Source organism: Rhodovulum visakhapatnamense (assembly GCF_004365965.1).
In the GTDB taxonomy this organism is placed as follows: domain Bacteria; phylum Pseudomonadota; class Alphaproteobacteria; order Rhodobacterales; family Rhodobacteraceae; genus Rhodovulum; species Rhodovulum visakhapatnamense.
This window is the reverse complement of the sequence record NZ_SOEB01000012.1, coordinates 1-21504: the sequence shown is the minus strand read 5'-3', so window position 1 is coordinate 21504 and position 21504 is coordinate 1. Positions and strand designations below refer to the sequence as shown.

Sequence of the window (21504 nt, the reverse complement as noted above, 5' to 3'; positions counted from 1 at the left end):
GGCAGAAAACATGAGCAGCACCGCAGCGATAGCGGACGATCTTCGCGCGAGGATCATCAACGAGCCCAAGGTGATCCTCGACGACCCTGACGTGATGCGCGCCCTGGTCGCGGCCAATGACAAGATGATGGGCGCCAACATCGTCGATCTGCGCGGCATCGCGATGGAACGGCTCGAGGCGCGGCTCGACCGGCTGGAAGAGACCCACCGGTCGGTGATCGCCGCCGCCTACGAAAACCTCGCGGGCACCAACCAGATCCACCGCGCCGTGCTGCGCCTGCTGGAGGCGCCCGATTTCGAGACGCTGCTGGGGCTTCTCGACGACGATCTGGCCGCGATCCTGCGCGTCGATTGCGTGCGGCTGGTTCTGGAAACCGATGGCGACCGGGCCGAGACGGCGCTGGCCGCGCCCGGCGGCGCGGTGCGGGTGATGACTGCGGGATTTGCCCGGAGCTATGCCGGAAACGGCACCAGCCGGCCGCCGCGCCGGATCGTGCTGCGCCGCACCGGGCCGCATTGCGAGTCGATCTATGGCAGCCGCGCCGCCGAGCTGAGGTCCGAAGCGCTTTTGACGCTGGATCTGGGCGAGGCCCGGCTGCCCGCGCTGCTGGCACTGGGGTCGGCCGATCTGCAGCAGTTCACCCCCAATCAGGGCACCGACCTGATGGAGTTCTTCGCCGATGCCGTCGAAAGGGTGCTGCGGCGCTGGCTGGCATGAGCCTCGCGCTCAGCCCGGCGCTGCGCGACGCGCTCGAGGCCTGGCTGGCCGAGGAGCGCGCCATCGACGCCGCCTCCGAGGCCACGATCCGGGCCTATGCGACCGATCTGCGGGGCTTTCTGGCCTTTCTGGCCGAGTATGACGGCGAGCCCGCAGGCCCCGCGCGGCTGGCCGGGATCGAGCTGCGCGACCTGCGCGCCTGGATGGCGCATGAACGCGGCCGCGGGCTGGGGCCGCGGTCGCTGGCGCGGGCGCTGTCGGCGGTCAAGGGCTTCTTTCGCTGGTTCGGCGGACGCGAAGGCTTCGAGCCGACCGCCGTGCTGTCGGTGCGCGCGCCGAAATTCACCCGCAAGCTGCCGCGCCCGCTGCCCGAGGACGCGGCCCGGGCGGTGATCGCCGATCTGGGCGACACCCCCGAGGTGCCCTGGATCGCCGCGCGCGACGCGGCGGTGGCGACGCTTCTATACGGCTCGGGGCTCCGGATCTCCGAGGCGCTGGGGCTCAGGGGCCGCGATGCCCCCCTGCCCGACGTGCTGCGGATTCGCGGCAAGGGCGGCAAGGAGCGGCTGGTTCCGGTCCTGCCGGTCGCGCGCGAGGCGGTCGCCGTCTATCTGGACCTCTGCCCGTTCGATCTTGTGCCCGACGGGCCTCTGTTTCGGGGCGCGCGCGGCGGGGCGCTGAACCCGCGGATGGTGGCCCGGGCGATGGAAGGCGCGCGCGCCCGGCTGGGCCTGCCCGCCTCGGCCACGCCGCATGCGCTTCGCCACAGTTTCGCCACACATCTGCTGGCGGCGGGGGGCGATCTCAGGACCATTCAGGAACTGCTGGGCCATGCCTCGCTGTCGACCACGCAGGCCTATACGGCTGTCGATACGGCACGGCTTCTGGACGTCTACGACGCGGCCCATCCGAAAGCCTGAGCGCCCGGATCGGGTCGCCCCCGGATCGAGGAAATTGTCGGCATATGCCAGCTTTCCGCCTCATTTGGTCCACCATTCGAGTGTTCAATGGCGGCAGCCGGAGCGTGTCCCCCCTCCCCCGACGCGGTCCCGCTCGATTGTGACTGCTGGAAAGGACAGCCATGAATATCTCGATGACCAGCTCGGCCCTGACCGGGCTTGGTGCGGCGCGGCAGGCCCCGCCGCCACCGCCACAGGAGTCCTCCACCGCGTCCGCCAAGACCGAGGAGGAAACGCTTCTCAAGCTGCTCGAAGCCCAGGAAAGTGACGAAAGCGACGAGTCCGAGTCCTCTCTGGTCCTGACGACGACCGACGATACGTCGGAATCCGACAGCGGCACAGCGACCTCGGCCGCGCTGACTCTGCTGCAGGACGCCGCCGATCTGGCCGCGGACACGCCCCCGCCGCCGCCCAGCCAGACCGAATCGATCGTTCAGGGCGTTCTGTCCAGCCTGAGCGATACCGGTTCGTCGGCCGACCAGGCCTCGACCCAGGCCGAGGCGCTTTATACCGCGATGCAGCGGATGCTGACGGAAAAAGTTGCCTGACCGAGGCCGCGCCGTCATCTTTGTCCCACCGCCTGCCCCCTGGCTTGATGGCCGGGGGAATGTACCCGTCATGAGTCTCGGGATCACCCGAGGACCGTTTGCCCGACGGCCCATCGCGCGCCCGGGACCCTTCGGCCAGACGCTTTCAAATCCGGACAAATCCTGCGGAAAAACCAGCCCCGCCCGGGGCTTCCGCAGGGGGTCCGTTCAGGTTTGACCAACCTCTTCTTCCGAGCATGGGGCTCCACCTGTCTGCTCAGAAGGAGAGACCATGACCGCACCAATCGCAGGCGACTTCTCCGCCTGGGGCGTCGCTGCAGCACGCAAGGCGCTACATATCGATTCCCGCCAACAGGGGCCTGCCGCCTCCGGCCAGGCCCAGTCCGCAACGGACATCCTGAGCCAGATCGACAAGGACAAGGATGGCGGCCTGTCCTATGGCGAGGTCGCCAGCACCGGCCTCGCGAACCTGATCGACGCCAACGCCAAGTCGGATGTCGATACCAATGGCGATGGCCTTCTGTCGCTGTCCCAACCGGAAAAGCGCAGGGAAGACCTCGGAACTCCAGGCGCCACCGAGAACCTCGTGAAAAGCATGATGGAGCTCGAGACCGAGGCCGCAAAGTCTCCGGAAGAGGCCGCTGGCCCCTACGATCTGACGGGGAACAGCCAGCCTTCGACCCGGGACAGCGCCCTGAGCCGGATCGCGGACTTCCTCGATCCGGACAACCGGGCGGTGTCGGTCGGCGATGAGGACAAGGCGGCCGCCCGGTCGGACATTGCGGCCAACCGCCAGACGCCGCCGCCGGATTCGACCACCGGGCTGCTGCAGAGCGAGTTCCAGACCGACAGCTCGTTCGACCGGTCGGTCTTCAAGGACCAGTTGGCGCTGCAGACCGGCGTTGCCACCTTCCAGAACACCAAGGCGCTGTTCTCGGGGGCCGCAGCCTGATCCCGCGACAAGGATGGGGGCCGGGTCGATCCGGCCCCCGCATCGTCTCAGCCCAGGGCCGCGCTGCAGCGCGCGCAGGTCTGCGGATGTGCGTGCTGGCCCACATCGGGCAGGATCTTCCAGCAGCGGCCGCATTTCTCGCCCTCGGCCTTTTCGAAGACCACGCCGACGCCATCGACATCGGGCAGGCGGAACGCCTCTTGCGGGCGCGGGTCGCCGCTGAGCTGCACCGCCGAGGTGATGCAGATATCGGCGAAATCGACCGATTTCAGGGCCTTCAGCACTTCGGCATCACGCACATGCACCACCGGCGCGGCCTCGAGGCTGGCGCCGATCACCTTGTCCTGGCGCTGGATCTCGAGCGCGGCGGTCACCACGCGGCGCACCTGACGGATGCCCGCCCATTTCGCCGCCAGCGCCTCGTCGCGCCAGTCGGCCGGCGTTTCGGGGATATCCTGCAGATGGACCGAGCCCTCGTCGCCGGGGAAGCGCGAGAGCCACACATCCTCCATGGTGAAGACGAGAATCGGCGCGAGCCAGGTCGTCAGCCGCTGGAACAGCAGATCCAGTACGGTCCGCGCCGCCCGCCGGGTCGCCGAGTCGGCCGCGTCGCAATAAAGCGCGTCCTTGCGGATGTCGAAATAGAAGGCCGAAAGGTCCACGGTGCAGAAGTTGAACAGCGCCTGGAACACGCCCTGGAAGTCGTAGGCGTCATAGCCCGCGCGCACCCGTTCATCCAGTTCGGCCAGCCGGTGCAGCACCCAGCGTTCCAGTTCGGGCATGTCGGCAGGCGCGACCCTCTCGGCCTCGGAGAAGCCAGCCAGGTTGCCCAGCATGAAGCGCATGGTATTGCGCAGCCGCCGATAGCTGTCGGCCACGCCCTTGAGGATCTCGGGGCCGATCCGCTGGTCGTTGGTATAGTCGGTCTGCGCCACCCAGAGCCGGAGGATATCGGCACCATATTGCTTGACGACCTCCTCGGGCACGATGGTGTTGCCGAGCGATTTGGACATCTTGTTGCCCTTCTCGTCCAGCGTGAAGCCATGGGTCAGCACACCGCGATAGGGCGCGCGGCCCAGCGTGCCGCAGGCCTGCAGCATCGAGGAATGGAACCAGCCCCGGTGCTGGTCGGTGCCTTCGAGATAAAGGTCGGCGATGCCGTCCGCCGTGCCGTCGGCGCGGTCGCGCAGCACGAAGGCATGGGTCGAGCCGCTGTCGAACCACACGTCCAGCACGTCGAAGACCTGGGTATAGTCATCGGCGTTGTAATCGTTGCCGAGGAAGCGCTCCTTGGCGCCGGGGGCGTACCAGGCATCGGCCCCTTCGGCCTCGAAGGCGGCGGTGATGCGCGCGTTGACGGCGGGGTCCTTCAACAGGAAATCGGGATCGGTGGGCTTGGCGCCGGTCTTGACGAAGCAGGTCAGCGGCACGCCCCAGGCGCGCTGGCGCGACAGCACCCAGTCGGGGCGCGACTCGATCATCGAATGGATGCGGTTGCGGCCCGATTGCGGCGTCCATTTCACCAGCTGGTCGATCGAGGCCAGCGCGCGCTGACGGATCGTGTCGCCATAGGTGCCCATGCCGTCGTCCAGCGTGTGGTCGATGGCCGCGAACCATTGCGGCGTGTTGCGGTAGATCAGCGGCGCCTTGGACCGCCAGCTATGCGGATAGCTGTGCTTGAGCCGCCCGCGGGCGATCAGCGCACCGACCTCGACCAGGGTGTCGATGACCCGGCGGTTGGCGTCGCCCTCCTTGCCGTCGGGCCGGATGATGACCGCGCCGGCGAACAGCGGCAGGTCGGGCCGGAAGCTGCCGTCTTCCAGCACGTTGTAGGTCATCGGCAGATTGAACTTCAGCCCGATCTGGTAGTCGTCATCGCCATGGCTGGGCGCGGTATGGACAAAGCCCGTGCCCGCGTCATCGGTGACGTGATCGCCCGGCAGCATCGGCACGTCATAGTCCCATTCGCCGTTGCCTCCGTCGATGCCGCGGAAGGGATGCGCGAGCGTCAGCGCGCCCAGCTCGTCGGCGGACACATCGGCCACGCGCGTCCACATGTCCGAGGTCAGACGGGCCGCGCCGAGCACGCTTTCGGCCAGCGCATCGGCGAGGATGTAGCGGTCGCCGACCTTGGCCCAGCACTCCGCGGGGGTCTCGGTGATCTCGTAAAGGCCATAGGCGATGGAGGGGCCGAAACAGACGGCGCGGTTCTGCGGGATGGTCCAGGGAGTGGTGGTCCAGATGACGACGAACGCTCCCTCGAGCTGTCGCATCTTCTCAACCCGGGCCTTTTCCAGCCCGATGTCTAGCTCTTCCTCATGCGCCCGAAGCCACGTTTGACGAGCTTCGAAAGACTTTTGAAAATCATCAAATGTCGGCAGATTGACCACTGGGAACTTCACCCAGATCGTGTGGCTCTGATGGTCGTGATATTCGACCTCGGCCTCGGCCAGCGCGGTCTTTTCCACCGGCGACCACATCACGGGTTTCGAGCCCTGATAGAGGCAGCCGTTCATCAGGAACTTCATGAACTCCTCGGCGATCACCGCCTCGGCATGGAAGTCCATGGTCAGATAGGGATCGGCCCAGTTGCCGGTCACGCCCAGCCGCTTGAACTCCTCGCGCTGGACATCGACCCAGCCCTCGGCGAAGCGGCGGCATTCCTGGCGGAAATCGACGACATCGACCTTGTCCTTGTCGAGCCCCTTGGCGCGGTACTGTTCCTCGATTTTCCACTCGATGGGCAGGCCATGGCAGTCCCAGCCCGGCACATAACGCGCGTCGCGGCCCATCATCTGCTGGCTGCGGACGATGAAGTCCTTGAGGATCTTGTTCAGCGCGTGGCCGATATGCAGGTGCCCGTTGGCATAGGGCGGACCGTCATGCAGCGTGAAGGGCGCCCGGCCCTCCTTCTCGCGCAGCCGGTCATAGATGCCGATCCGCGCCCACCGCTCCAGCCAGGCGGGTTCGCGGGCGGGCAGGCCGGCGCGCATCGGGAACTCGGTTTCGGGCAGGAACAGGGTGTCTTTGTAGTCGGGTGTATCGGCACACATGGCAGGAATCCTCGGAATGCGATCCGGATTACGGTCTTGATGATGTCTGGAAAGTTCGGCGCGACGGGTCAAGCGCCTTTGCCCGGTCGCTCTGGATCAGAGCGCCGGGCCCGTAATTCGACGGATCGGCCGGACAGAACAAGGCATGCCGCCTCTATAGACAGCGGCCGGACCAAGGTAAAGCGCCGCTACCCCCTGCTGCGGCGACGCAGCGCGGCCAGACCGCCCAGCGCGGTCGCCAGCATCAGCCCGGCCGCCGGCAGCGGGATCGGCGCCGGAACCGTCGAGATCGCGCCCAACCCGTAGATGTCGACGCCCGCCCAGGGACCGTCATAGGGCAGATGGCGGATATCCAAGCCGCAGGCCTCGCCCACGCTCCATTCCATCACCCCGGTCGCGGTGTTGCAGTAGCGCGGCAGGTCGACGATCATCACCCGCGAGAACGACATACCGGGCATGACCCCAGCTGCGGCATCGATGTCGATGCCGGTCGAGCCCCCGAGGAAGATCGAGCCTTCGGCGCCGGTCAGCGCGAACCAGTCGTCCAGCTTGCCCGCCAGCCCGATCAGGACCAGGAAATGCTCGTCATGGTCGCCGCCAGCGAAGACTTGCAGATCGGGCGCGGCATCGCCCGAAGGCACCAGCAGGTTGTCGTCAAAACCCAGCACCAAGCTGCCGCCCTCGCCCAGCGACACATAGCCGTTGCATTCGCCAAGATAGCTGTCGGGGCCGGCCGAGGCCACGCCCAGCGCGTTCGAGGCATCGGTGCAGGGCGCCACGCCGCCGCCAAAGCCGAAACCCGGCGTGAAACTCACGACGCGGTCCGCGAAAGAGATATCGCCCGCGGGGAAATCGATCCCGTAGACGGTGCTCGCGGTCGCGGACTGGCCAGCAAGAAGGCATGCGGCCCCGAGAAGGGCCGCCGGAAAGGCGTGTGTCATGGCGCTCGATCTCCGGTTCGCCCGGCCGGTCGCCGGGCCCGCCCCCAGTCTACCCCGGTCCGACCGTCAAGCTCAAGCAAACAAGGGTTAATCGGCCGGGGCGCGGAGACAGGTCGCAGGCCTGGGCGGTCACGTGCCGGTCAGGAATCGGGGCGCGAGAAGACGCCGGTCAGCGCCCGCTTGACCAGCGCGCTGACCGAGGGCCTGCGCGCCTCGCGGAAGGGCAGCGGTCGGCAGACCTCCATCGCGGCAACGCCGACCCGGGCGGTCAGGGCGCCATTGACCACGCCCTCGCCGAAGCGGCGCGAGACCTTGGCCAGCATGCCGCCTCCGGCAATCGAGCCGATCATGTCATCGCCCACCGCGACCGCGCCGGTCGCCACCAGATGGGTCATCACCGCGCGCGCCAGCCGGATCGAGCCCAGCACGCCGCCCCGCCCGCCATAGATCTCGGCGACACGGCGGATCATCCTGAGATTCGCGGTCAGCGCGGTCAGCAGATCGGCCAGCGCCAGCGGCACGATGGCAGTGATCGTCGCCACCTGCCGCGCGGCAGCCTCGATCTCGCGGGTGGCCGCCGCATCAAGCGGCAAAAGCAGCTCGCGCTCGGCAAGGCCCATCAGGCCGTCGGCATCGAAGATCTCGTCGCGCCGCTCGGCCAGCCGGGCGCGGCCCCAGCGGGTGTCCTCGCGCGCGGCATAGAACCCCGTCAGCCGGTCGACCAGCGCCCGGGCCGCCTTGACGTCATTGGCCCCGATGGCCGCCTCGGCCTCGTGATGCAGCGTGTCGAGCCGCCTGAGCCGCGCGAAGGCCGCCATCTCGCGAAGAGCGATCAGCAGCACGGCCAGCGCGACCAGCCCGACCAGCGTCAGGGCGATGGTGCCGAGGATCTGGTTGCGCTCGAACAGCCCGAAGACGAAGTTCCAGGCCGCGACCGAGATCACGAAGCCCAGAAGCGCGACGAAGGACGACCAGAAGAACCGCGCCAGCCGCGAGGGGCGCCGCGCGGCCAGCGCCGCAACGGTCTGCATGGCACGCCCCTCGGGGGCCGGATCCTCGTCCTCGTCGGGCACCGGCGGCGCCGTGGCCGGGCTGACCGGCGGGTCCTGGGGCGGCGGGCCGGAGAACGCCTCGGGCTGGAGATCGGGCCTGCGCGCGGGCCGCGCGGGCGCCGCCTCTTCGTCCTCCAGATCGAACACGACGGGGCGGCGGGTCATCTCAGGCGGTCTCCCAGCAGGAATTCGGCGGCCTTGTCCAGCCGGATATGCGGCGGCCCCTCGCCCGGTTTCAGCGTCAGCCGGGCCGGGGCGAAATGCATGACCTGGTAATCGCCGTCGAGCCAGTCCTCGGCCCCGTCCCGCGCCGGTTCCAGCAACAGCGCCGGGTCCTCGGGCAGCTCGCCCGGGTAAAGCGCGGTCTGCCGCCCCGTCGACATCAGCGTGCCGCGCACGCAGTCATAGCTTTCGCCGCGCTGCTCGCGGGTTTCCTCGACCGTGGCCCTCAGCGCGGCAATGGCCATTGCCGCAGTCTCGGCCCCCGCGAAATCGGCGCGGCGGCGGGCTTCCTTCATCAGCGCCTGCATGATCGAGGTCAGCCGGGCATGCTGGGAATGATGCAGATGGTCGGCCTTGGTCGCGGCAAAGAGGATCTTCTCGACCCGCTTGCCCATCAGGAAGCGCGTGAGCCAGGCATTCCGCCCGGGCCGGAAGGCGCCGAGGATCTCGGTCATCGCGCGGCGCAGATCCTCGACCGCGCGCGGCCCCGCATGGATCGCCCCCAGCGCATCGACCAGCACCACCTGCCGGTCGATCCGCGAGAAATGATCGCGGAAGAAGGGTTTGACCACCTCGCGCTTGTAGGCCTCGTAGCGGCGTTCCATCTCGCGCCAGAGACTGCCGCGGGGCGTGCTGCCGCCCGGCACCGGCAAGGGCGCGAAGGTCAGGACGGGCGAACCCGCCATCTCGCCCGGCAACAGGAAACGTCCCGGTGTGCAGTCGGAAAAGCCCGCCTCGCGCGCGATGTTCAGCGCCTCGGTGAAGCGCGCGGCCAGCATCTGTGCCGTCGCCTCGTCGAAGGGCGCGCCCGGATCGGCCCCGCCCAGCGCCGCGACGAAGCCCTCGGACCCCGGCCGCTGGTCGAGCCGGCCCAGCGTGTCGGCCGCCCATTCGGCATAATCCTTGTCCATCAGCGCCAGATCCAGAAGCCATTCGCCGGGATAGTCGACGATATCGACATGGATCGTGCGCGGGCCCGTCACCGCGCCGAAGATGCTGCCAAGCCCGCCGGGCCGCACCTTCAGGGACAGCCGCAACTCCGAAACGGCGCGGGTCGAGTCGGGCCAGTGCGGCTCGGACCCGGTCATCGCCGCCAGATGCGCCTCGTAATCGAAACGCGGCACGGTGTTGTCGGGCTGAGGCCGCAGATAGGCCGACACGATGGCCCCCGAAGCGGCCGCGCGCAGCTGTGGCATCCGGCCCCGGTCCAGAAGATTCGACACCAGCGAGGTGATGAACACGGTCTTGCCCGCGCGCGACAGGCCGGTCACGCCCAGCCGCACCACGGGCTCCATGAAGGTCTCGGAAACCGAGGCGGCGATGCCTTCGACGCCGCGTGTCATTCCATCCGCCAGATCGCCGATACGCAAAGTCGCTCCTTTCGAGGTCCGGGCGCTCCTTTCGAAGTCCGGGTGACAGTTAATCATGCCCGGCCCGTGCTGCCAGCCCCCAAGCGGCCCGATTGCCAAGGAAGGATTGTCGCGGTAACCGGGGCGCCATGCCCCGCTATGCGCTGAAGATCGAATATGACGGAACGCCGTTTTCCGGCTGGCAACGCCAGGCCGACCGCGCTTCGGTGCAGGGCGCGGTCGAGGCGGCGCTGGCGCGGCTGGAACAGGACGTGCCCTCGATCGCAGCGGCGGGGCGGACCGATGCGGGCGTCCATGCGCTGGGTCAGGTCGCACATTGCGACCTGGCGAAGGACTGGGACCCGTTCCGCCTGTCGGAGGCGCTGAACCATCACCTGAAACCGGCCCCCGTGGCGGTGGTGGCCTGCGCCCGTGTGCCGGAAGAGTTCCACGCCCGGTTCTCGGCGGTCGAGCGGCGCTATCTCTTCCGCCTCGTCTCGCGCCGCGCCCCGCTGGTGCATGACAGGGGCCATGTCTGGAGGGTCGGCCACGATCTGGACCTGGCGCCGATGCAGGCGGCCGCGCGCCACCTGCTGGGCCGACACGACTTCACCACCTTCCGCGCCTCGCTGTGTCAGGCCGCCTCGCCGGTCAAGACGCTCGACGCGCTCGACATCGAGGACATGCCCTATCCCGGCGGCCGCGAATTCCGCTTTCACGTCCGCGCCCGCAGCTTCCTGCACAACCAGGTGCGCAGCTTCGTGGGAACGCTGGAACGGGTCGGCGCGGGCGCCTGGACCCCCGAAGGCGTCAAGGCCGCCCTAGAGGCACGCGACCGCGCGGCCTGCGGACCGGTCTGCCCGCCGGACGGGCTGTACCTCGCCGGGGTCGGCTATCCGACAGACCCCTTCGCGCGGGATTGACCGTTCGAAACCGGGTATTTTTACCAAGAAGAAGACCGAACCGGGGGGGCGCCCGTCCTCTTCTTGGCCCCAATACCCCCGCCGGAGGCGCGCGCGCGACAGCGCGCGCCAGGCCCAACGCGGCCCAAGCGGGGGCGCAGCCCCCGTGCCGGCGCCGGGGCGGGAGAGCTCAGGTCCGCACGTCGGGCGCGCTTCGGCCGGTCCGGGCGCGGATGCCCGCGATCTCGTCGGCAGCGGCGATCACATCGGCCAGAACCTCCTCGACCGGCAACTCGAGCCGGGCCGGGTCGTTGACATAGTCTTCGAGATAGACCCGAAGCGTCGCCCCCACCGTCCCGGTGCCCGACAGCCGGTAGACGATCCGGGCGCCGCCCTCGAAATGGATGCGAATCCCCTGCCCGGTGCTGCGCGCTCCATCGACCGGATCGTCATAGGCGAATTCATCCGCCATCTCGATCCGCCGCCCGGAAAAGCTCTGCCCCGGCAGAGTCGCCAGCCGTCCGCGCAACGCGTCCAGCATCGCCTCGGCCTTGTCCTGATCCACAGCCTCGTAATCGTGCCGGGTGTAGTAGTTCCGCCCGTAAGCCCGCCAATGCGCCCGCATGGTGTCCGCGACCGACAGCCCGGTTCCGGCCAGCACGTTCAGCCACAGCAGCACCGCCCAAAGCCCGTCCTTCTCGCGCACATGGTCGGACCCGGTTCCCGCGCTTTCCTCGCCGCAAAGCGTCGCGCGTCCGGCATCGAGCAGATTGCCGAAGAATTTCCAGCCCGTAGGCGTTTCGTAACAGTCGATCCCCAGCGCCTCGGCGACCCGGTCGACCGCGCGCGAGGTCGGCATCGACCGCGCCACGCCCGACAGCCCGCCCGCATAACCGGGCGCCAGCGCCGCGTTCGCCGCCAGCACGGCCAGGCTGTCCGAGGGGGTGACCACGATGCCGCGCCCGAGAATCATGTTGCGGTCGCCATCGCCGTCCGAGGCGGCGGCGAAATCGGGCGCATCGGGCCCCATCACCAGATCGACCAGCGGCTTCGCCCAGATCGGGTTCGGGTCGGGGTGACCGCCGCCGAAATCGGGGCTCGGCACCGCGTTGATCACGCTGCCCTCGGGCGCGCCCAGCGCGCCTTCGAGAATCGCCTTGGCATAGGGTCCCGTCACCGCATGCATCGCGTCGAACCGAAGCGTGAAACCGCCCGCGATCAACCGTCGGATCGCGTCGAAATCGAACAGGCTCTGCATCAGTTCGGCATAGTCGGCGACCGGATCGACCACCTCGACCACCGTCTTGCCGAGCGTGAGCTCGCCCGGCGCCGACAGGTCCAGATCCTGCGCCTCGAGGATGTCATAGGAGGCGATCGTGCGGGTCGCCTCGAAGATGCGGTTCGTCACCTCCTCGGGCGCGGGGCCGCCATTCGGGGTGTTGAACTTCACCCCGAAATCCTCGTCCGGCCCGCCCGGATTGTGGCTGGCCGACAGGATGATCCCGCCATCGGTGCCGCGCTTGCGGATCAGGTTCGAGGCGGCGGGCGTCGACAACAGGGCGCCTTGCCCCACCACGATCCGGTCCGCGCCGCCGGCCGCCGCCATGCGCAGGATCACCTGTGCCGCGCGGTCGTTGAAATACCGCCCGTCGCCGCCCAGAACCAGCGTCTTGCCCGACACGCCGCCAATGGCGGTGAAGATCGACTGGACGAAATTCTCCAGGTAATGCGGGCCCATGAAGACAGGGGTCTTCTTCCTCAGCCCCGATGTGCCGGGTTTCTGGCCTTCGATGGGGGTGGTCTCGACGGTGATCTTCTGCATGAGGGTCCGCTCTCCCGTGGCATTGGCTCCGCGCGGCGGAGCATAGCGGCCCTGCGCCCGGCCACAAGCCGATCCGCCGCGACGCAGCAAGGTGACCGGCCGACCGCAAGCGCAAGACTCGTAACAATTCGGCGGATTCCGGCGCGCCCTCGGCGGCGGCAAGGCTTGGCAGGATCCAGCCGACATGCCTATCCTTCTGCGTGGAGGAACCCATGCCGATCCTGCCGCCCCCAGCCTCTTCGGCGCCCGTCGAGGTCCGCAACCAGCCGCCCGACCGCGGCGACGTCGACCTCTGGGCCAGCGATCCCGCGCTGCGCGAGGCCGCGGCCCGCGCGGGCGCCCCCGACGCACCGCTGGCCGCCTACGGGCGGGACATGGGCCGCGCCGAGATGCGCGCGGCCGGGCGCGCGGCCAACCGCACCGTGCCGCACCTCGTGCCGGTCGACAGCGCCGGGCAACGGCTCGACGAAGTTCGGTTCGACCCCGGCTGGCATTGCCTGATGCGCACCAGCATCGCCGCGGGCTATGCCGCGCTGCCCTGGGAGGGCGGACCGGGCGGGCATGCCGCCCATGCCGCGATGGTCTACATGGCCGCACAGGTCGAGCCCGGGCATTGCTGCCCGCTGACCATGACCTATGCCGCCCATCCGGCGCTGGCCGCCTCGGACGCGCTGGCCGCCGCCTGGCAGCCCCTCCTTGTTTCGCGCCGCTATGACCCGGCGCCGCGGCCCCTCGCCGAAAAGCAGGGCGCAACGCTGGGGATGGCGCTGACCGAAACGCAGGGCGGGTCGGACCTGCGCGCGACCGCCACGCGGGCCGAGCCGGATGGCGAGGCCTGGCGGCTGACCGGGCACAAGTGGTTCTGTTCGGCCCCGATGTCGGACGGCTTCCTGACGCTTGCGCAAGCTCCGGGCGGGCTGACCTGCTTTCTGGTTCCGCGCTGGCTGCCCGGCGGAAGCAACCCGATCCGCCTGCTGCGCTTGAAGGACAAGCTCGGCAACCGGTCCAATGCCTCGGCCGAGATCGAATACGACCGGGCCCTGGCCTGGCAGCTGGGCGAGATCGGCGATGGCATCCGCACGATCCTGACCATGGTGCACCACACCCGGCTCGACACGGCTCTGGCGCCTGCGGGCCTGATGCGCGCGGCGCTGTCCGAGGCGCATCACTGGGTCGCCCATCGCACCGCCTTTCAGAAGCGGCTGATCGACCAGCCGCTGATGCGCGCGGTGCTGGCCGATCTGGCGCTCGATGTCGAAGGCGCGGTCGCGCTGGGGCTTCGGGTCGCCGCGGCCGTCGACCGGGCGGAGGACGGGGAGGCAGAGGCCGCGCTGGCCCGGATCGGTGTGGCTTTGGCCAAGTTCCAGACCAACAAGCAGGCCGCCCCGATGATCGCCGAGGCGATGGAGGTGCTTGGCGGCAACGGCTATATCGAGGACAGCCCGCTGCCGATGCTTTACCGCGAAGCCCCGCTGAACGGCATCTGGGAAGGCTCGGCCAACGTGATCTGCCTCGACATCCTGCGCACACTCGCCCGCGAGCCGCTGGCCGCCGAAGCCCTGGCCGCGGAACTGCACGCCGCCGCCGGGGCCGACCGGCTTTACGATGCCGAATTGCGCGCCCATGCCGCGCGCTGGCCGGGCCTGCCGAACGAGGCCGAGGCGCGCTGGTATGCCGAACAAACCGCACTTTTGCTGACGGCGTCGGTCCTGTTGCGCGGCGCCCCCGATGCGGTGGCCGAGGCCTTTGTCGCCACCCGGCTCGGCGCCCGGCGCGGCCGCGCGGCCGGCGCCTTCGGACGCCGGGAAAGCGGCGCCCTGCTCGACCGGCTGGAGCCTTCCACCGAAGCCTGACGGCTTCGCATCCTGTTGCCGTCTGCAAGGCGGTTCCGGGCTGCGACTTCCGACCTGTATCCCGGCCCGAAACCGGCCGGCCCCATCGGAGGGGCGCCGTCTGGGCCGCGGCTCTAGCGCGCCAGAACCAGATCGGCTCGCAGCCCGCCCAGCCGCGCACTGGTGCCCAGATGCAGGGCACCGCCATGGCCGCGCGCGATGTCGGCGGCAATCGCGAGGCCCAGACCGGCGCCCGACCCCCGGTTCTGGTTGCGCGATTCGTCCAGCCGCTGAAAGGGCTGCATCGCCAGCTCGCGCTGATCCTCCGGGATACCCGGTCCGTCATCCTCGACCGTGAAGACCAGCGCCCCGGGACGCAGGTAAAGCGACACCGCCACCCGGCTGCCGTGCCGCAGTCCGTTGTCGATGAGGTTCTGCAAGGCCCGCTCGACCGCCATCGGCCGCAGCGAGGCCCTTTGGCCGCGCGGCAGGGCGCCCAGCTCGACCGTCCCCTCCGCCGCCCCGGCGCGCTGCGCGACACGGTCCAGCAGAGCGGCCGGATCGACCTCCTCGGGATCGTCCAGCGCATCGGCGCGCGAGAAGTCGAGGAAGGTGTCGATCATCCGGCCCATGTCGTTGATGTCGCGCAGCATCGCCCGGGTTTCCGGCGTGTCCTCGGCCATCGACAGTTCCAGCTTGAGCCGCGTCAGCGGCGTGCGCAGATCGTGGCTGACCCCCGACAGCATCAGCGTGCGCTGTTCGATCTGGCGTTCGATCCGGGCGCGCATGTCGAGAAAGGCACGCCCCGCGGCCCGCACCTCGGTCGCGCCCGAGGGTCGGTAGGGAATCGGGCGCCCCTTGCCGAAAGCGTCGGCGGCACGGGCCAGGCGCCGGATCGGGCGCAATTGGTTGCGCAGGAACAGGAAGGCGATCAGCGTCATCAGCGCACTGGTGAAGACCATCAGCACCAGCAGTTGATGCGGGTTCGAGGCCGAGACCCGGCCGCGGTCGAACGACACCTCCATCGGCCCCTTGCCGGTCTCGATGCCGACCCAGACCCGCGAGGTGTCGGTGGCCAGGTCGATCCCGGTAAAGCCCGGCAGTCCCCGGCGCAGGGTCTCGGTCACGGTCTCGCCCGAGAGGTCGTAGAATCGACGGCTTTCATCCTGCGGCGCCTCGGCGGGCAGCGTCAGACCCAGCCCCAGCGGCCGGGCCACGGCGCCGGCCTCGGTCCGCGCCTCGGCCAGGTCAGGCGCCGCATCCACGATCCGGGTCAGATAGGCAAGCTCCAGCACCAGAGCCCGGGTCATCTGCTGGGTGACATCGGCAAAGTGACGCTGGATGAAGACCACCGACACCACCAGCTGGATGGTCACGATCGGCACGATCAGAATCAGCGCGGCCCGGCCGTAGAGCCCCCGCGGCAGCACCCGTTTGATCCAGCGGTCCACCATGCTAGAGCCATATCGGCAGCGCCTTCGCGACGAAAGAGGAATGATGGACGACCCCTCAGCCCCCAAGCCCTTCGCCCCCGAGCCCTTTGCCCCCGAACCCGGCCGGGCCGACCGGCTTGCGCCCGGGCTGCGCCGCGTGCTGGCCCCGAACCCCTCGCCGATGACCTTCCGCGGCACCAACAGCTACATTCTCGGCGAAGGCGAGGTCACGGTGATCGACCCCGGCCCGGCCTCGCGGCCGCATCTCGCCGCACTTCTGGCCGCGCTCGCGCCAGGCGAGCGGGTGAGCCGGATCATCGTCACCCATTCCCATCTCGATCATTCCGCGCTGTCCCGCCCGCTGGCCGAGGCGACGGGCGCCCCGGTGCTGGCCTTCGGCGACAGCCGCGCGGGCCGCCGCGCCGATCTGGCGGCGCTTGACGGGCTCGGCGGCGGCGAGGGCGTCGATGCCGGATTTGCCCCGGACGAGACGCTTGCCGACGGCGCCAGGATCGAGGGTGAGGGCTGGACGCTGACCGCCCTGCATACGCCGGGCCATATGGGCAATCACCTTTGCTTCGCCTGGAGCGGGCTCGGGCCCGACGCGGGCGCGCTTTTCACCGGCGATCACGTGATGGGCTGGGCCAGCTCCATGGTCTCGCCGCCCGACGGCGATCTCGGCGCCTTCATGGCCTCGCTGGACCGCCTCGCCGCGCGGCCCGAGCAGCGTCTCTTTCCGGCCCATGGCGCCCCGGTGCCCGACGGTCCCGGCCGGATCGCGGCACTTGCCGCCCACCGCCGCGCCCGCGCCGCCCGTCTGCTTGACGTGTTGTCGAGGGGCCCGGCCACGCCCGCGGCCCTCGCCCGCGCGATCTACACCGACACTCCCCCGGCTCTCCTGCCCGCCGCAACCCGCAACGTTCTGGCTCATCTCATTGATCTGGCGGATCATTCCCTCGCGGCCCCGGACGGCCCCCTGGCCGCCGAAGCCCTTTGGCGACGCGTCTGAGGCGTCCGCGATCTGCGTGCGTTTTTTCTGCAAGACCCTCTGGACGCCACTGAATCGACTTGCTATATCGCCCCCCAGTTCCGGCGTAGCTCAGCGGTAGAGCAGTTGACTGTTAATCAATTGGTCGTAGGTTCGATCCCTACCGCCGGAGCCAATTTCCCTGTGAAAATGGCGAAATATCAACAAACTAAGTGACATGGCGCTCCGCCCGGTGCACATCTGGGCACACACGGGGCACACATGGGGCTTGTTTTGAAGCACGTCGAACGGACCAAATCGGGGCGCTGGCAGTATCGCCGCAGGGTGCCCAAAGCGGTCGCAGAGATCATCACCAAGCGCGAGTTCAAGAAGAAGCTGGGCGACTCTGAGAAGGAGGCCCTTGCCGCATATCCGAGGTTCCACGCCGAGGTGGAGCGGGAGATTGCCAAGGCGCTGCAACAGGTCGAGCACGGCGAGGCTGCCGACCGAGGCGAGGCAACAGAGCGGGAGGCGTATCAGGTCGCCCTTGCCCGTGCCGCCGAGTTGGCCCCGGAGGGAACCGCTTGGATCACCCGTGAGGCGATCATTGAACGCATCGCCAGCCGCTACCGCCAAGACCCTGAGACGCTTGACCCCATCGGCGCGACGGACGTTGACCGGCTCACCATCAACCTTGTTCGTAATGGCGAGAGGGCGACGGCGCGGCCAGAGCCCACGCTTGAGGACGCCAAGAAGCTCTATCTGGCAGAGCGCCGGGGCAAGGAGACGCCGGAGACCTTCCACCGCTTTGAGGGGCAGGTGAATCAGGTGGTCGGCCTGACCTGCAAGGCGCTGGGCCGTGATCCGGTGCTCACCGAGTTGACCCGCGACGATGCCCGCAGGGTGCGCGATTTCATGCTGGATCAGGTGAAGTCGAACGGCGAGAGGATCAGCCCCTCATCCGTTGCACGCTACCTGAACGGGCTCAGGGCGATCATCAATCACGCGGCCACCGAAATGGACCTGCCCGCCACCTTCAAGAGCCCGTTCAACAACCTTTCGGTGCCACAGGCTCAGGGCCGTGGAAGCGTCGGAGAGGGCGAGAAACGCGACCCCCTCCCCCCGGCGGTCTTGAAGGCCGTGCGGGAGCGCATCTGTGACAGCGCGAAGCCCGATCTGGCGTTGATCTGGCGGCTCTTGGAGGGCACCGGGTGCCGCCTTGCCGAGGTCACAGGGCTGCGCGTCGAGGACGTGGAGACCACCGGCGAGTTCCCGCATATCAAGGTCGCATGGCATGAGAACCGGCGCCTGAAAACTCAGGCGTCCATCCGACACGTTCCGCTCGTCGGGGACGCTCTGGAAGCCGCCAAGGAAGCCCTCAAGCTGCCCCGAGGGGGCAACATGCTGTTCCCCGGCTATGGCCGCGCTAAGGGCTCTGACGCGGCCTCTGCGGCATTGATGAAGCATGTGCGGGCGATCACGACCGACAAGCGCCACACCGTCCACTCGCTGCGCCACAACATGAAGGATCGGCTGAGGCTGGCCGAGGTCGCCTCGCTGGATCAGAACATCATCTTGGGCCACGCCCTCGGTGAGGTCGGGGATCGGGTCTATGGTGGCACCCCGGCCAAGCTGAGGGTGACGACACGGGCGATGGAGCGGGCGTTGGGGTTGAAGGAGTCTGAGGGAGCGTCATAGCGCCGCCGCCAAGATGCCTGATTAGGTGGGTCTTGTTTCACTGTAGGAGGGCGGATTTCCCGCCCGCCTGGCCTTCCATATTCGGGGGCGTTCCAGCCATTCCCGAAGATACCGCTCCGCGATCTCCCGAGGCAGGTTGGTCGGCATGGGTGTCTCCGCATACACTGCGCGGCGAATGGCCTTGAGGTTGTCGAGGAACGCCTTGGCGTCTCGCCGTAGGTAGACCTTGTCCGCGCCCGGATAGGTGGCCCCTGTTTCACTGTAGGAGGGCGGATTGGTCCCGCCCCCTTCGGCTGTCACCACTTCTCCAATCTCGACCGGTTCCGGTGCCTTGCCGCCGATCCACTCCCAGACGCGGCAGCCGAGGAACACCATGCAGAAACGGTCGGCAAGATATGGCACTGGCGGATAGGCCCAGCTCCGGCGGAAGCACACCCGGCGTCGGTCATCCCGGCTAGGTGCGTAGAATGCGGGGTTGCCCAGAACTTGGCGCAGGTGGACATCGCCGCCCCGCGCCGCGTCCAGCCACCCCTTGAGAAGCCCAAGCCGTTCCCCCGGTGGCGTCCCGTAGTAGGTCTCGTTCATCCAGTCGAGCCGAGCACGGGTGCGCCGGGCTTGATAGCGAAGGTCTACCGCCCTGGCCCGAGGCCCGCGAGAGGCATTGCGGGAATAGGCCCGCTGGCAGTCTCGACCGCAGAAGCGTTGGTTTGACCGCCCCGGCGTGAAGGGCGACAGGCACCGGGGGCAGATGGTCTCCGCCCCCTTGATCTCCCGAGCGCCGATCACGCTCAAGCCCGGCCACCTTGACGGCGCAGTGCCGCCAGTTCGCGCGCCATGTCAGCTCCGGCCATTGCGGAGGCGCGGGCATCATAGCGGGCGCTCTTGGCACGGTCGGTTTCCCGTCTGCCCTGAACCGCCAGATTGGACCGTCGCAGGTCACGGGAATCGCCGTTCAGGAACTTCACCCGCTCACCGCGCCCGAGGCCAAGGATCAGCCGGGCGACCGTCAGGCTCTTTGCCGCCGTGTGTCGGCGCATCCTAGGCTTGGTCTTCACACGCAGGTCGCCGCGCCCGTTGTCGTCGAGATACCAGAGCCCCGTTGCGCCGAGGTTCTGGACGGTAAGCCAGTCCTCAAGCTCGACCGTGGCCCACTCGGTGCGCTGGCGATTCAGCGGCACGTTCAGGCAGATCGCGCCGGTTTCTTCGTCCACGAATGGGACGGGATGGCGCTGGGCGCGCTTTCTCGCAATGGTCCGGCGGCGTCCGGGTGGCAGATGGTCCAGGGCTTCCGCATCGCTCCGGGCCAAGGCTTCGGCCATAATGTCGAGGATGAAGGCCCACGTGGCAGTGGCGTCCGTGCGGACGATGGTCATGTCTTTCATGTGATGGATGATCTCCGTGTGATGGGTTGGCCCCAATGCACCGCCCCGCAGGGACGGCCCCGGACAGCCGCCCGTGGTGCGCCGATGCGCCACCGAGAGGACGCCCATCACAACGGCCTGACGGTGACGCGCCAGAGCCGCCCGTGGGGAGCGGTGAGAGGGGGTTTCAGGTGGACCGAGTGGCCACTTGGCCCGGTAGTGCAGCCCAGCCCGTCAGGGGCCGGTGTCGTCCGGGCAGCTTCGGCACAAATGGTCCGAGGGGGTCGGAAAACGCCTTGTTCCCAATGATAGGCCCAAATGCGTCTTTGTCCCAATGATAGGCCCTACCCCCGCCCCATGCCCCGGATCGGTGCCAGTCTGCCCCCTTGGCAACGCCCCGCCGCTTCGGCCAGAAAGGGCCAAAGAACGAAACCGAACCGAGGCCGAGCGAAATGCAGAATCTCCTGTCCGAATTGACCGAACTCTTGCAGCAGGAGCAGTCCTTCATCTCGGATAGCGCGATCCTGAAAAACGCTGTGATCGAGGCGGCGCTGAACATGGACCCGCGCCTTCTGGGTCTGCTGATGCAGTCCGACACGATCCGGGCGCATTTCTTCACCGAGGTCGCGGGATGCCACGTCTTCGACAAGGTGAAGTTTCAGGATTTCGTGTCGAACAAGGCGTTCCTGCCGGACAGCTACACGGCCTTCAAGAACCGCATCGGCCTGATGGAAGGGCGTAATTTCCTCAGCCAGTCGCGCGACGTGGTGCTGGCGTGGCCCTACAAGGATTGCGTGCTGGAAGGCGGCATGACGAAAGAGGACCGGGGCCGGAACGAGGTCTTCTGGAACACGACGCTCGCGCCGGACGACATCACGCGGCTGTTCGAACCCAAGGTTCTGACCGGCTGGGAACGCTGGGACGCCGAGGCGGTGGCGGCGGACAAGGCCAAGCCCGTCGAGGCGCTGGGCGAGGATGACAACCTGCTCATCAAGGGGAACAACCTCTTGGCGCTGCATTCGCTCAAGGCGCGCTATGCGGGCAAGGTGAAGCTCATTTATATCGACCCGCCATATAACACCGGAAATGACGGATTCCGCTATAATGATCGCTTCAATCACTCGGCTTGGCTGAGCTTCATGAAAAACCGACTAGAGGTCGCTCGGGAACTGTTGAGGCGCGATGGGGCGATTTTTGTGAGTATTGACGATAATGAGGGGCACTACTTGAAAGTTCTTTGCGATCAGATATTTGGGCGCGACAACTTCAAGTGCACCTTTATTTGGCAAAAGGTAGATAGCCCAAATGACAATAAGGTATCCATAACGCCCGACCATGAGTTCATTTTGTGCTATGAACGCCAAAAGGACAATGCGAGATTTCGACAAAAAATATCTCATGATCTTTTGAAGGCATACAAGACTACGGAAAGTGAGCCGCGATTGCATCGCGACCGCCTTCTTAAAAAGAACGGTAAGGCATCATTGCGATCTGACAGGGAAAGCATGTTCTTTGAAATGCGAGCACCTGACGGAACTATTGTTTTTCCAATTCATGATGACGGACGTGAGGCACGTTGGTCCTATGGCAAAGAAGGAGTTAGGCTCAGGACCCATTGATCTGCTTGAAACCGCTACGGCTGAATGATTCAAGCTCTCGGACTGACGGTGGGTGATGATGAGCAACCTTTTCTGG

At 67.7% G+C, this 21504-nt stretch carries 17 protein-coding genes and 1 tRNA gene; 10 read left to right on the top strand and 8 right to left on the bottom strand.

Annotated elements, in window-relative coordinates:
* The first annotated feature begins 10 nt into the window (after positions 1–10).
* From EV657_RS11880 to EV657_RS11870, 4 genes are all read left to right on the top strand, one after another.
* Complete coding sequence (locus EV657_RS11880) at positions 11–718, top strand: DUF484 family protein (RefSeq protein ID WP_134078001.1); 708 nt, start codon at positions 11–13, stop codon at positions 716–718.
* Positions 715–1638: a tyrosine recombinase XerC gene (locus EV657_RS11875; protein ID WP_134078000.1), complete on the top strand. Its 924-nt coding sequence runs from the start codon at positions 715–717 to the stop codon at positions 1636–1638. The genes EV657_RS11880 and EV657_RS11875 overlap by 4 nt, the downstream gene beginning before the upstream one ends.
* A gap of 161 nt (positions 1639–1799) precedes the next feature.
* A complete protein-coding gene (locus EV657_RS21585) occupies positions 1800–2225 on the top strand; it encodes a hypothetical protein (protein WP_166673699.1) in 426 nt (141 codons plus the stop codon).
* 271 nt (positions 2226–2496) lie between these two features.
* A complete protein-coding gene (locus EV657_RS11870; RefSeq protein ID WP_134077999.1) occupies positions 2497–3177 on the top strand; it encodes a hypothetical protein in 681 nt (226 codons plus the stop codon).
* A 47-nt stretch (positions 3178–3224) separates the two neighbouring features.
* Here EV657_RS11870 and ileS read toward each other — a convergent pair whose 3' ends face one another.
* The 4 genes from ileS to EV657_RS11850 form a co-directional block, all read right to left on the bottom strand.
* Positions 3225–6230: an isoleucine--tRNA ligase gene (gene ileS / locus EV657_RS11865; protein ID WP_134077998.1), complete on the bottom strand. Its 3006-nt coding sequence runs from the start codon at positions 6228–6230 to the stop codon at positions 3225–3227.
* 188 nt (positions 6231–6418) lie between these two features.
* Positions 6419–7171, bottom strand: coding sequence for a VPLPA-CTERM sorting domain-containing protein (locus EV657_RS11860; protein WP_134077997.1), 753 nt, complete (start codon positions 7169–7171; stop codon positions 6419–6421).
* Positions 7172–7311: 140 nt separating this feature from the next.
* Complete coding sequence (locus EV657_RS11855; protein WP_113669321.1) at positions 7312–8388, bottom strand: YcjF family protein; 1077 nt, start codon at positions 8386–8388, stop codon at positions 7312–7314.
* A complete protein-coding gene (locus EV657_RS11850) occupies positions 8385–9815 on the bottom strand; it encodes a YcjX family GTP-binding protein (protein WP_113669322.1) in 1431 nt (476 codons plus the stop codon). Before EV657_RS11850 ends, EV657_RS11855 begins: the two co-directional genes overlap by 4 nt.
* Positions 9816–9943: 128 nt before the next feature.
* Here EV657_RS11850 and truA point away from each other — a divergent pair, with 128 nt between their 5' ends.
* Positions 9944–10717: a tRNA pseudouridine(38-40) synthase TruA gene (truA, locus tag EV657_RS11845; RefSeq protein ID WP_113669323.1), complete on the top strand. Its 774-nt coding sequence runs from the start codon at positions 9944–9946 to the stop codon at positions 10715–10717.
* 169 nt (positions 10718–10886) lie between these two features.
* On the opposite strand, the gene EV657_RS11840 is transcribed toward truA, so the two are convergent.
* Positions 10887–12518 carry an alpha-D-glucose phosphate-specific phosphoglucomutase gene (locus EV657_RS11840; RefSeq protein ID WP_134077996.1) on the bottom strand — a complete coding sequence of 544 codons (1632 nt, stop codon included), beginning with the start codon at positions 12516–12518 and terminating at the stop codon, positions 10887–10889.
* 212 nt (positions 12519–12730) lie between these two features.
* On the opposite strand from EV657_RS11840, the gene EV657_RS11835 reads away from it, so the two are divergent.
* The gene (locus EV657_RS11835) at positions 12731–14371 is read left to right on the top strand and encodes an acyl-CoA dehydrogenase family protein (protein ID WP_134077995.1); all 1641 of its coding nucleotides are present in this window, start codon (positions 12731–12733) and stop codon (positions 14369–14371) included.
* A gap of 113 nt (positions 14372–14484) precedes the next feature.
* Here the strand turns inward: EV657_RS11835 and EV657_RS11830 are convergent, their stop codons facing one another.
* A complete protein-coding gene (locus EV657_RS11830; RefSeq protein ID WP_425057254.1) occupies positions 14485–15804 on the bottom strand; it encodes an ATP-binding protein in 1320 nt (439 codons plus the stop codon).
* A 43-nt stretch (positions 15805–15847) separates the two neighbouring features.
* Between EV657_RS11830 and EV657_RS11825 the strand changes: the two genes are divergently transcribed.
* From EV657_RS11825 to EV657_RS11815, 3 genes are all read left to right on the top strand, one after another.
* Positions 15848–16792 carry an MBL fold metallo-hydrolase gene (locus EV657_RS11825; RefSeq protein WP_134077994.1) on the top strand — a complete coding sequence of 315 codons (945 nt, stop codon included), beginning with the start codon at positions 15848–15850 and terminating at the stop codon, positions 16790–16792.
* 79 nt (positions 16793–16871) lie between these two features.
* A tRNA-Asn gene (locus EV657_RS11820) sits at positions 16872–16946 on the top strand.
* An 86-nt stretch (positions 16947–17032) separates the two neighbouring features.
* Positions 17033–18448, top strand: coding sequence for a tyrosine-type recombinase/integrase (locus tag EV657_RS11815; RefSeq protein ID WP_134077993.1), 1416 nt, complete (start codon positions 17033–17035; stop codon positions 18446–18448).
* Between the two features lie 21 nt (positions 18449–18469).
* Here EV657_RS11815 and EV657_RS11810 read toward each other — a convergent pair whose 3' ends face one another.
* The gene (locus tag EV657_RS11810; RefSeq protein ID WP_134077992.1) at positions 18470–19033 is read right to left on the bottom strand and encodes a hypothetical protein; all 564 of its coding nucleotides are present in this window, start codon (positions 19031–19033) and stop codon (positions 18470–18472) included.
* A 203-nt stretch (positions 19034–19236) separates the two neighbouring features.
* On the bottom strand, positions 19237–19830 hold the full coding sequence (locus tag EV657_RS11805) for a hypothetical protein (protein WP_134077991.1): 594 nt from the start codon (positions 19828–19830) through the stop codon (positions 19237–19239).
* Positions 19831–20261: 431 nt separating this feature from the next.
* On the opposite strand from EV657_RS11805, the gene EV657_RS11800 reads away from it, so the two are divergent.
* Positions 20262–21428 carry a DNA methyltransferase gene (locus EV657_RS11800; protein WP_208323259.1) on the top strand — a complete coding sequence of 389 codons (1167 nt, stop codon included), beginning with the start codon at positions 20262–20264 and terminating at the stop codon, positions 21426–21428.
* Positions 21429–21504 lie beyond the last annotated feature (76 nt).